Source organism: Kitasatospora sp. NPDC088160 (assembly GCF_044741445.1).
Taxonomy (GTDB): domain Bacteria; phylum Actinomycetota; class Actinomycetes; order Streptomycetales; family Streptomycetaceae; genus Kitasatospora.
This window is the reverse complement of the sequence record NZ_JBIUSS010000039.1, coordinates 60,781-71,797: the sequence shown is the minus strand read 5'-3', so window position 1 is coordinate 71,797 and position 11,017 is coordinate 60,781. Positions and strand designations below refer to the sequence as shown.

General features: G+C 74.7%; 8 protein-coding genes. All 8 read left to right on the top strand.

The window, feature by feature from the left end; genetic code table 11:
- The first annotated feature begins 242 nt into the window (after positions 1-242).
- The 8 genes from ACIOGZ_RS39330 (at position 243) to ACIOGZ_RS39295 (ending at position 10,744) form a co-directional block, all read left to right on the top strand.
- Positions 243-1,652 (top strand): sensor histidine kinase, encoded by a 1,410-nt coding sequence (locus tag ACIOGZ_RS39330; RefSeq protein WP_400989472.1) that lies wholly within the window; start codon positions 243-245, stop codon positions 1,650-1,652.
- Positions 1,604-2,269, top strand: a complete 666-nt coding sequence (locus ACIOGZ_RS39325) for a response regulator transcription factor (protein ID WP_063347646.1) — start codon at positions 1,604-1,606, stop codon at positions 2,267-2,269. Before ACIOGZ_RS39330 ends, ACIOGZ_RS39325 begins: the two co-directional genes overlap by 49 nt.
- A 201-nt stretch (positions 2,270-2,470) precedes the next feature.
- Positions 2,471-4,048: a DUF2637 domain-containing protein gene (locus tag ACIOGZ_RS39320; protein WP_363586500.1), complete on the top strand. Its 1,578-nt coding sequence runs from the start codon at positions 2,471-2,473 to the stop codon at positions 4,046-4,048.
- A 137-nt stretch (positions 4,049-4,185) separates the two neighbouring features.
- Positions 4,186-5,475: a DUF6986 family protein gene (locus ACIOGZ_RS39315; protein WP_363586501.1), complete on the top strand. Its 1,290-nt coding sequence runs from the start codon at positions 4,186-4,188 to the stop codon at positions 5,473-5,475.
- A gap of 165 nt (positions 5,476-5,640) precedes the next feature.
- Positions 5,641-6,297 (top strand): YigZ family protein, encoded by a 657-nt coding sequence (locus ACIOGZ_RS39310; protein WP_363586502.1) that lies wholly within the window; start codon positions 5,641-5,643, stop codon positions 6,295-6,297.
- 124 nt (positions 6,298-6,421) lie between these two features.
- Positions 6,422-6,736 (top strand): cupin domain-containing protein, encoded by a 315-nt coding sequence (locus ACIOGZ_RS39305; protein ID WP_363586503.1) that lies wholly within the window; start codon positions 6,422-6,424, stop codon positions 6,734-6,736.
- Between the two features lie 270 nt (positions 6,737-7,006).
- A complete protein-coding gene (locus ACIOGZ_RS39300; protein WP_400989470.1) occupies positions 7,007-8,914 on the top strand; it encodes a hypothetical protein in 1,908 nt (635 codons plus the stop codon).
- A gap of 114 nt (positions 8,915-9,028) precedes the next feature.
- The gene (locus tag ACIOGZ_RS39295; protein WP_400989468.1) at positions 9,029-10,744 is read left to right on the top strand and encodes a restriction endonuclease; all 1,716 of its coding nucleotides are present in this window, start codon (positions 9,029-9,031) and stop codon (positions 10,742-10,744) included.
- Positions 10,745-11,017 lie beyond the last annotated feature (273 nt).

The window sequence follows — 11,017 nt, the reverse complement described above, 5'->3', positions numbered from 1 at the left end:
TGCAGGGGGGACCCTGTGGGAGAGTAGGACGCCGCCGAACAATCATTCACAGAGAACCCCCATCCGGGAAACCGGATGGGGGTTCTCTGCATTTCCGGATAATCTCAACAATCCGCTCGGGCTATGTCCACCCGCAGGTGGTGCTAGGACCACCTCGCAATTGGGGTGGCATGGCCAGTGCCTGGAGCGGGTCGTTCGTGAACACTTGTGGAGGACGATCGAGACCGGCATCAGGAGTTTCCGTGGCAACAGCGAGTCGAACGAGCGGCGTGACCGTGCGCGCGCAGGCCGAGGCGGCCGTCGCGTCGGGCGGCCAGGGGCTGGTGCGGCTGGCCCTCCTGGTGGTGGGCGCGGTGCCGGGGCTGGTGCTGCCGGTGGGAGCGGCGGTGGCGGCAGGTGGGGTCACGGCCTCGGTCTTCCAGGATTCCTACTACCCGGTGGTCCTGTTCGGCCTCGCGGTGGCGGCCGTCGCCGGCGCCCTGGTGGCGGTCCTGTTCGTGCGCCGGACGGCGAGCCGGACGCGCCAGCAGCTGGAGCGCTGGTACGGCATCCGCCTGCCGGCCGTGTACCAGCCCCGGCCCGCGTTGGAGCTGGACGAACGCGGGCACTGGTGGACGGGCTACTCGTACCACCGTTCCCGGACGGTCGCGAAGTACGCGCAACTGCTGCACTGGGGCGCCCGGGACCGGACCACCCGGTCGGAGGTGGCCTGGCTGGCCATCAGCCCCGTCCTGGTGGTGGCGCTGGCGGGTCCGGTGGCCATTCTGATGGTGCTGGGCGTGGCCTGCATCCTGACGCCGCTGCCTGTGGACGGGTTCGGGCCGGTGCCCGCGCGCCTGGTGTCGGTCCTGCTGAGCGCCGTGCTCGGGCTCGGCATGGTTGCGGTCGGGGTGCTCGTGGCGCCGTACGCGGTGCGCGGGTACGCCGAGGTGGCCCGCCGGGTACTGGACCAGGACGGCCGGGCGACGCACGCCCAGCTGACCAGGCGGGTGGCCGAGCTGACCGAGACCAGGGCGGACGCGGTCGGCGACCAGGCGGCGGAGCTGCGGCGGATCGAGCGGGACCTGCACGACGGCGCGCAGGCGCGACTGGTTGCGATAGGGATGACGCTGGGCACGATCGAGCACCTGATGGACACCGATCAGGCAGCAGCTCGGGAGTTGCTCTCCGAGGCGCGGCAGTCCTCGGCCCGGGCGCTCCAGGAACTGCGGGACCTCGTTCGCGGCATTCACCCACCGGTGCTCGCCGAGCGTGGACTGGGCGACGCCGTGCGCGCCTTGGCGCTGGACAGCGCCCTGCCGACCGAGGTGTGCGTGAGCCTGCCGGACCGTCCACCGGCGCCGGTGGAGGCGGCGGCCTACTTCAGCATCTGCGAGCTGCTGGCCAATGCGGCCAAGCACTCCGGGGCGGAGCAGGTGTGGGTGGACATCCTGTACCGGGCCGGGCTCCTGCGGATCACGGTGACGGACGACGGGGTGGGCGTGGCGGATCCGTCCCGGGGCACCGGCCTGCGCGGGATCGAGCGGCGATTGGGTACCTTCGACGGTGTCCTCGCCATCGACAGCACGTCGGGCGGTCCGACCACCATCACCTTGGAGCTGCCGTGCGAGTTGTCCTCGCCGAGGACCTCTACCTCCTTCGCGAAGGCCTGATCCGACTGCTGGAAGCGCACGGTTTCACCATCGCCGCGGCCGTGGAGACGGGCCCCGAACTGCTGGAGGCGTTGCTGACCCACCGGCCGGACGTGGCCGTGGTCGACGTCCGGCTGCCCCCGACGCTCACCGACGAGGGGCTGCAGGCGGCGCTGAAGGCCCGCAAGGAGATCCAGGGCCTGCCGGTGCTGGTGCTGTCGCAGCACGTCCAGCAGCTGTACGCGCGGGAACTGCTGGCCGACGGCACCGGCGGGATCGGATACCTGCTGAAGGACCGGGTGTTCAACGCCGACCAGTTCATCGACGCGGTCCGCCGGGTGGCGGCCGGCGGAACGGCGATGGACCCGGACGTGATCGCGAAGCTGATGCAGATCACCTCGCGTCGGCCCGGCCCGTTGCTGCGGCTGTCCCCGCGCGAGCGCGAGGTACTGGAGCTGATGGCCGAGGGCTGCTCCAACTCGGCGATCGCCGCCCGCCTGGCGGTCAGCGACGGCGCGGTGGCCAAGCACATCGCCAACATCTTCACCAAGCTCGAACTGGCCCCGGCCGAGGACGCCAACCGCCGGGTGCTCGCGGTGCTGACCTACCTCAACGGAACGGCCGGGCCGAAGGGCTGACGATCCGCCCGGTCCACGGCGGGCCGGTCGTCAGCCCCGGACGGTGACACGCCAGGCTGCGGAAACGCTGAAACAGGTGTACGAGTAAACTCCGGTGGGCCGAGCCCGGAGGTCGCTCAGCCGTCCGGCGCCCCGACAAGCGGGAACCGGCAGCCGAGGCAGCGTACGGCAGCAGCCGACATCCAGGGGTTGATAGACGTAATGGCACGCCCAACGCTCACCAAGGCCCATCGGGGCCTGCTCGGCCTGGTCGCGGCCGGCGCCTGCATCATTTCGGGCATCGGCTTCGCGGGCTCGTACAACGCGGTGCGCGAACTGGCCCAGGAGAAGGGCTTCGGGGCCTTCTCCTACGCCTTTCCGATCGGCGTCGACGCCGGCATCGTCGTGCTCCTCTCGCTCGACCTGGTACTGACCTGGCTGCGGATTCCCTTCCCGATGCTGCGGCAGACCGCCTGGGTGCTGACCGTCGCCACCATCGCCTTCAACGCGGCCGCCTCCTGGGGCGATCCACTTGGCATGGGGATGCACGCCGTCATCCCGGTGCTCTTCGTGGTCGTGGTCGAGGCCTCCCGGCACGCGGTCGGCCGAATCGCGGCGATCACGGCCGACCGGCACATGGACTCGGTCCGGGTGATGCGCTGGCTGCTCTCCCCGGTGCCGACCTTCAAGCTCTGGCGCCGGATGAAGCTCTGGGAGCTGCGCTCCTACGACGAGGTCGTCCGGCTGGAGCAGAACCGCCTGGTCTACCGGGCGCAGCTGCGCTTCCGGTACGGCCGCGGCTGGCGCCGCTCGGCGCCGATCCAGGCCCTGCTGCCGCTCAAGCTGGCCAAGTACGGGGTACCGCTGGACCCGACGCTGTTCGACCGTCTGGACGAGGAGGCGCGCGAGCGCGAGGCTCGGGAGGTTCTGGCGGAGAAGGAGGCGCTGGAGCTCCAGCGGCAGGACGGCCGCGCCGCCACGGCCATCGCCCAGGCCGAGGCCGCCGCGCCCGCGGCTCCCGTCGCCGCCGCCCCGGCTCCCGCTTCGGCCCGCCCGGAGCCGGTCCAGCAGCCGCAGCAGATACAGCAGGTCCAACCCCAGGCCCAGACCCAACCCCAGCCCGAACCGGCCCCGGCTCCGGTCGCCGTCGCGCCGATGTCCGCCGAGGTGGCCGCGCCGATGCTGGCGAAGCTGGCGGCCGTCCGGCTGCGCGCCGCGCAGGAGCCGGACGGAGTGGCGCAGGAGGCCCCGCAGCCGCACCGCGAGGAGCTGAACGTGTGGACCGAGCGCCCGGTGCGCACCACGGGCCACCCGTCCGACGCCGCCCCCGGCGGGCGGGTGCCCGGCCAGGCCTCGCCGTGGTTCAAGCCCCCGCGCCCGGTCGCCGAGGAGCCGGTCCTCCCGCAGCAGCCCCAGGCCCAGGTCGCTCAGGCGGCGGGGCTCGCCGCCGAGCCGCAGCCCCGCCACCCCGGGCAGCCCGTCCCGGCCGGGCAGCCCGCTCAGGCCGGGCAGCCCGTCCACGGCGAGGAGTTCGTCGCGGCCGAGCAGTTCCCCGTCCACGACGAGGAGTCCGCGCCCCGCTCGGCTCCGTCCCGGCTGGATCCGGACCTGGCCTATGACGCCCTGGTCAGCTACATGGACAACCACGAGCACCAGCCCGACCCACAGCGCCTCGCCGAGTGGCTGACCAAGCAGTACGGCGTCACCGGCAACCGCCCGGACGGCTCGGTCCACCCCAAGGACGTCGCCGAGCTCTACCCGCAGCTGCGCGACCGCTACGCCGCCGCCGGGAGGGACTGACCCGGGCCGCCTCGGCCGGACGCTCCGTCGAATGCTCCTCCGCCCACCGCTCGGTCGGCCATTGACGCCCGGTCCGACCGGAGCTACCTTCGCCTCAACAAACTGTTGAAGTGCTGGTCCGGCGTGGAGGAGTGCGGATGTCGCAGGTCGAGGTCGACGGTAACGGACCGACGGGCGGGGCCTCCTTCTCCGCCGCCGCCCGCGCCGCCGTGGAGGCGCTGCTCGCCCCGGTCGACGCCGACCTGGCGCGCCGCTACCCCGGCGACACCGGGACCAGGCAGCCGGTGCACACCGTCTACGTCCCGGCCGACGCCTTCGCCGTCGACACCGTAAGGGAGTGGGGCCGCCAGGCCCTGGAGGCCTTCGACACCCACGCCGGCACCCCCGCCGAGCTGGCCCGTGCCCTCGGCGTGGCCGACGACGAACTGCTCGCCGACGTGCACGCCCGGGTCCGCGCCAAGCTGGAGCGCGAGCCGGTCGAGGACCTGCGGATCGACTTCGAGGACGGCTACGGACCCCGCCCGGACGCCGAGGAGGACGCCGCCGCCGTCCGCGCCGCCGAACTGGTCGCCGCCGCCGTGGCCGAGGGCACCGCACCGCCGTACCTCGGCATCCGGATCAAGTGCATGGAGGCGGCCGTCCGCGACCGCGGCATCCGCACCCTGGAACTGTTCCTGGCCACCCTGCTGGCCGGCGGCGGCCTGCCGGACGGCCTGGTCCTCACCCTGCCCAAGGTGACCTACGCCGAGCAGGTCACCGCGCTGGTCCGGCTGCTGGAGGACTTCGAGCGCCGTGCCGGGCTGCCCGCCGGCCGGATCGGCTTCGAGATCCAGATCGAGACCACCCAGGCCATCCTCGGCCCGGACGGCCGGGCCACCGTGGCCCGGATGATCGAGGCGGCCGAGGGCCGCGCCACCGGGCTGCACTACGGCACCTTCGACTACAGCGCCTCCTGCGGCGTCAGCGCGGCCCACCAGAGCATGGACCACCCGGTCGCCGACCACGCGAAGGCGGTCATGCAGGTGGCCGCGGCCGGCACCGGCGTCCGGCTCTCCGACGGCTCGACCAACGTCATCCCGACCGGCTCCACCGAACAGGTGCACGTCGCCTGGAAGCTCCACCACGACCTGGTCCGCCGCTCGCTGGCCCGCGCCTACCACCAGGGCTGGGACATGCACCCGGCGCACCTGCCGACCCGCTACGTCGCGGTGTACTCCTTCTACCGCGAGGGCCTGGCGGCCGCCGCCGCCCGGCTGGCCGCGTACGTCGCCAAGGCGGGTGGCGACGTGATGGACGAGCCGGCCACCGCCCGGGCGCTCAGCGGCTACCTGCTGCGCGGCCTGGACTGCGGCGCCGTCGACCCGGCCGAGGTCACCGCGCTGACCGGCCTGGACCGCGCCCGGTTGGACGCCCTGGCCGGGCGCTGACCCCGCGACCGGCCGACGAAGCCCGGCCAGGGCCTGTGGCGTGTCTTGTGGGTCAGGCCGGGACCGACCTGACCCACAAGACACGCCCTAAGCTGGCGGTGCCGCCCCGGGACGCCCGGGGTGTGCGCCGCCAGCCGTCGCCGTTTCCGGGAGAACCACCGCGTCATGTCCGCCACGCCGGAACCGACCGCCAGGCCGTACCTCACCATCCGGCGGGCCGGCAGTCACGAGACCGAGATCAAGAAGTCCCGGTTCATCTGCCACCTCGCCCGGGTCGCCGACGAGGAGGAGGCGCAGGCCTTCATCGCCGGCATCCGCAAGCAGTACTGGGACGCGCGGCACAACTGCACCGCCTTCGTGGTCGGCGACGAGCAGCGCCGCGAGCGTTCCAGCGACGACGGCGAGCCCGGCGGCACCGCCGGGGTGCCGATGCTGGAGGTGCTGCGCCGACGCGGCCTGACCGACACCGCCGCCGTGGTGACCAGGTACTTCGGCGGCATCAAGCTCGGCGCGGGCGGCCTGGTGCGGGCGTACGGGAACGCGGTGTCCGAGGCGGTGGACGAGGTCGGTCTGCTGGAGCGGCGGCCGGTGGCGCTGCTCGCGGTGACGGCCGACCACGTGCGCGCGGGGCGGGTGGAGAACGACCTGCGGGCGGCCGGGTACACGGTCAGCGACCTGGCCTACGAACCGGCCGGGGTGCGGATCGAGGTGGGCGTACCGCAGCCGGAGGTGCCGGCCTTCCACGCCTGGCTGGCCGAGGCGACCGGCGGTACCGCCGTCGCGGTCCCGGCCGGCCGGACGTACGTCGAGGTGCCGGTCTGATGCCGGAGCAGACGGGCGGCGGCGCTTTCGGCCACCTATTCGGCCAGATCGCGGCCGATCCGTTTCGGAGCCTTGCGGGGCGTGCCTAGCCTGGTCCGGTCGTCGAGCAGGAAGCCGCCCCGAGATGCCCGTCGTCCAGACCGTCACCCTGCCGCCGGGGGCCAGCACCGGCTGGCACTACCACCCGGGCCGGGTGGACGTGGTGGTGCTGTCCGGGACGCTGACCCGGACCCTGCACGACGGCCGGGTCGAGGTCAGCCGGGCCGGGGACTCGCTGGTCGAGGAGGCCGGACCGGTCCACGTCCACGTGGGGCGCAACCTCGGGGACGAGCCCGTGGTGCTGATCGCGAGCTACGCCGCCCCGGCCGGTTGCGCGTTGGCGGTGCCGGTCGCGGAGCCCGAGTGGAGTCGCAGCGGTGCCCGGCCCGCCGAGGCCTGACCCGCCGATGTCCGAGCAGGGCCGCTCCGGTGCTGTCGCTCGTCGCCCGTCGCCTGTCGCCCGCCGCCCGGCGATGAGGGCGGGTCGGACCGGGAGCCGCGCCACGCGGTGCGCGGCTTGAGCAGATTCACCCGAACGTATTGACGTGGCCCGGAGTTGGAACTTCCGCTCCGGGCCGTGGCGTTTCCTGGGCAAGGATCCGGCCGAACCGGACGAATAACCCATCGATGGAGGACACCAGACCCCACCCCGCACCACGGAGGTATGCGCATGACCTCAGACCGCTTTTCGTCGCCCGCCGGCGCCGACCTGACCGGCCCCGCGACGCCCTACCGGATGACCGTCACCACCACCCTCCCGCACCGCGAGGCCGTCGCCCTGGCTGACGAGCAGCTCGCCGCCTGGCTGAAACAGGAAGGCTGCGAGGAGCCCCCGCCGGCTCCCCGCGCCCTCACCGGGCCGCCCCCGGCCGGATCGGCCTCGACGGGGACGGCTCCAAGCCGACCGGAACCGCCCGAACTGACGCCCCCTGGACTGACGACGTCCGGACCGGCGCAGTCCCGATCGGCCCCCGCCGCCGAGCGACTGCGCCTGGGCGACCGCGTCCTGCTCGACCGAGACCGGGGCCCGCTGCGCGGCGGCCCGGCCGCCGGCCGCTACGACCGCCGACGCCTGCGCACCCCGACCCCGCACGGCACCCAGCAGCTCACCCTGACCGTGGCCACCGGGGCCGACGGCCCCACCTGGGTCCGGCTGGAGGCCGAGACGCACAGCACCGGCAACGGCGTGCGGACCCCCTGCCGGGTGCCGGTGCCCGAACTCGCCCGCACCCTCCTGCCGCTGCTCGACGCCACCGACGGCCCGGCCGCCGTCCACCCGGCTCCCCGGGTGATCACCGCCGGCGAGGTCGACGGCCTGATCGACGAGCTCTGCGACCCGGAGCGCCGGCTGCCCGTCGTGGTCGCCAGCGTCCCGGTGTACCTCCCGCTCGACCGCTGGGTCGAGGACGTCGTCCGCCCGCTCTGCCACCAGCTGCCCGGCCTGGCCACCGCCTACGTCCTGGACCCGGGCGCCCGGACGGGGTTCAACGTCGCGCTGGAGTACCACAGCGTCTACGGCGGAGCGGTGCGCACCTACCTGCCCGAGGTCGACCCCGCCTCCCGGTGCGACGGCGCCCGGCACCCGGTGCTCGCCCGGGGGCGAATAGAGCAGGACATCCGCCGTGCGGCCGGGCTGCTCGCCCGCGAGCCGCGCCGGCTCGCCGCCGACCTGCCGCTGCCGCCCCCGCTGGCGGCCGTCCCGGTGCTGCGGGTCGCCCCGGCGCCTCCCCGCGCGGCCGTCAGCCCGGCTGGGGACCCGGCCGTCGCCCGCGCCGAGCTGGCCGCGCTGGTCCGGGAGGAGCAGCAGGACCGGGCCGAGCAGCAGGCCAGGGCCGACGAGCTGGAGCGGGTCCGGCGCACCCTGCGCCACGAGCGCCGGGACAACCGCGTGGGTCGGGAGAACCGGGACAAGCAGGACGGCCGCGAGGGTCATGAGGGCCGCGACCGTCCGGAGCTCCGCGAGCGCCACGACGGTCGGGACAGCCGGGACGGCCACGTACGGGCCGGCTCCCGCGCCCTCACCGGGCGCCACTGCATCCTCCAGGGCGCCGCCGGGCACTTCGCCGCCAAGCCGTCCGCCCGGCCCGCGAAGCCGGAGACCTTCACCGAACTCATGGCCAGGATCGACGAGTTCCCGCTGCTGACCTTCACCGGTGACCAGAAGAACGCGCTCGCCCTGGACGGGCTCCGGTGCTCCGGCGCGGGCTGGGCCCGGCTCGCCTGGGACGGGCTGACCGCCCTTCAGGAGTACGCCGAGGCGGCGGTCCGCGGCGCGGCCGGCGGCGACTTCAAACAGTGGTGCGAGCACACCCCGGAGGGCTGCCACCACTTCCCGCCCCGCAAGGCGGTGCGCGGGGAGTCCCGGACGGTGTTCAGTCACACCAAGTGGAAGCGCGAACGGATGCTGCCCGTCCCGGAGAGCGTGGACGCCTCCCGGCGCGCCTTCATGGGCGCACACCTGCGGATCGGCGGCGGCCGTACCGCGCCCCGGCTGCACTACCTCGACGACTGCTCGGGCAGTGGCCGGATCTATGTCGGCTACATCGGCCTGCACCTGACCAACACCCGGACCAACTGAGAGGCTGGGCTGACCACTGCCGCCCGTTCGGTGGACAATGTCCGGCAGGGGCGGGCCGCAGGGTCGCCGGCCGCCCCGGGCAGGCGCCGGACGAGCATGGGGGAACGACGACCGATGCAGCACTCAGCAGACGGCCAGCCCGACGGCACCGCCACCGTCCAGTTCCCCCGGCCGGGCTTCCTCGCCTCGGTCTTCAGAGAGCTCAACACCGACCAGGGGCAGGGCCTGGACCCGGACGCCGCTGGCCCCGGCCCGGCCGCCCCCGGTACGTCCGGTGACGTCATGCCCGATGACGGTGCGTCCGGTGGTGACGTGTCCGATGACGGCACGTCCGGTGGTGCGGCGTCCGGCGACGGCCCGGCCGAGCCCGAGGAGTCCATCGCCGCCCACGGCCGGGCCGCCGCCCTGACCCACCACCGCACGCTCACCGTCCAGGCCGAGCACGACCGGCTGGCCGACCTGCTCCGGCGGGCCGCACTGCCCGTCTCGGCCATGGACTTCGAGAGCCAGCTGCGCCACTACGAGCCCCGCCCCTACCCGGCCGACGGGCCGGAGACCGGCAGTGAGGCCGAGCCCCGCTGGGCGGACTTCGCGCCCGCCGGGCCGGCCACCGCCGACCCCGACGGCGCCCCGGCCCGCCGCCTGCTCGACTCCGGCTACCAGCGCGAACTCGCCCAGGCCCGGCTGGCCCACCAGCGTTCCCTGCGCGAGTGGCGCACCCGCCGGGCCGAGGCCGGCAACCCAGCCGCCGACGAGTCCCGGCGCGTCCACGAGGCGGCCGAGGAGGCCCGGGCCCGCGCCGTGCGGGAATACAACGAGAGCCTGGAGGAGTGCCGGCGGGCCTACCGGCTGTCCGAGCCGGCCGCCGTGGAGTCTCTGCTGGAGCGGGCGCTCGCCGCCGCCGAGACCGCCACCCAGGACCTGCCCGCCCCCTGCCGGGCGGTCTTCCGCCCGCTCACCCGCACCGCCGTGCTGGACCTCGACCTGCCGCCGCTCGACCTGGTGCCCTCGCTCACCGGCTACCGGCTCGCCCCGGACGGCGACATCGTCCCGGTCCCGCGCCCGCCGGCGGACCGGGCCACCGACTATCTGCGCCTGGTCGCCCGGCTCGCCCTGCGCGCCCTCCAGGCCGCCGACGCCGTCGACACCGACGAGATACTCGCGGGCGTCGTGCTCAACGGCTGGCTGCGCGAGCCCGGCGCCGCCGAGCCGCTCTGCCTGGTCAGCGTGGACGCCGACCGCGACGCACTGGCCCGCACCCGGCTGCTGCCGCCCGCCACCCCGTACGAGGAGCGCGACGACGAAGGCGTCTACGCCGACGCCGAGCAGGACGAGGCGCTCGTCCGGCTGCGCCAGCTCGGCGCCGCCGTCACCCCGGACCCGTACGGCCGCGTGGGCGTGCAGCCCGCCGCGCAGGCGGGTGCCGCCGTACCGGCCGCACCCGATCTGTCCGCGAACGAGTTCGCCCAGCTGGTGCGCGACCTGCTCACCCGCGGCGGGCTCGCCGAGTGGAGCGTGCGGCTGCGCGGCCCGGCCGGACTGGTCGCCACCGGCGAGGGGGCCCCGGGCAGCGCTCTGCCCGGCCGCTGGGTGGTCTGGGCCTCCCGGGGCGCCACGCCGGTCAGCGCGGAGGAGATCGCCACCCTGGCCGAGGCCGTTCAGGAGGAGTCCGCCGAGCGCGGCCTGCGGCTGACCACCGGCCGCTTCGCCGACGAGGCCCTCGACCTCACCGGCGAGGAGAGCCACCGGCACATCCACCTGGTCGACGGCGACGGCGTGAGCGAACTCGCCCGCACCCACCTCGGCCTGCCCCTCGCCGCCGGCCGCTGACCCCACCTCCGGTCCCCGCCCCCACCCTCGTCCTCGTCCCCGTCCCCGTCTTCGCAGCTCACCCCGACGGACCGCCCGGCGGGCGCGCCCCCGCACCCGACCCGAGGCTGGGGAACGGGCACCGGCGGAGCAGCGGCACCCCGGGCGATCACCGTCGAACGGTCGTCCGATACGGTCGGCGGTCGGCCCGGCCACGGGCGGACCCCAGGGGGAGAGGAATGGGCAGAGCGCCCGGCAGACCACACGGCGGCACCCGCCGGCGCCCGCACGGCG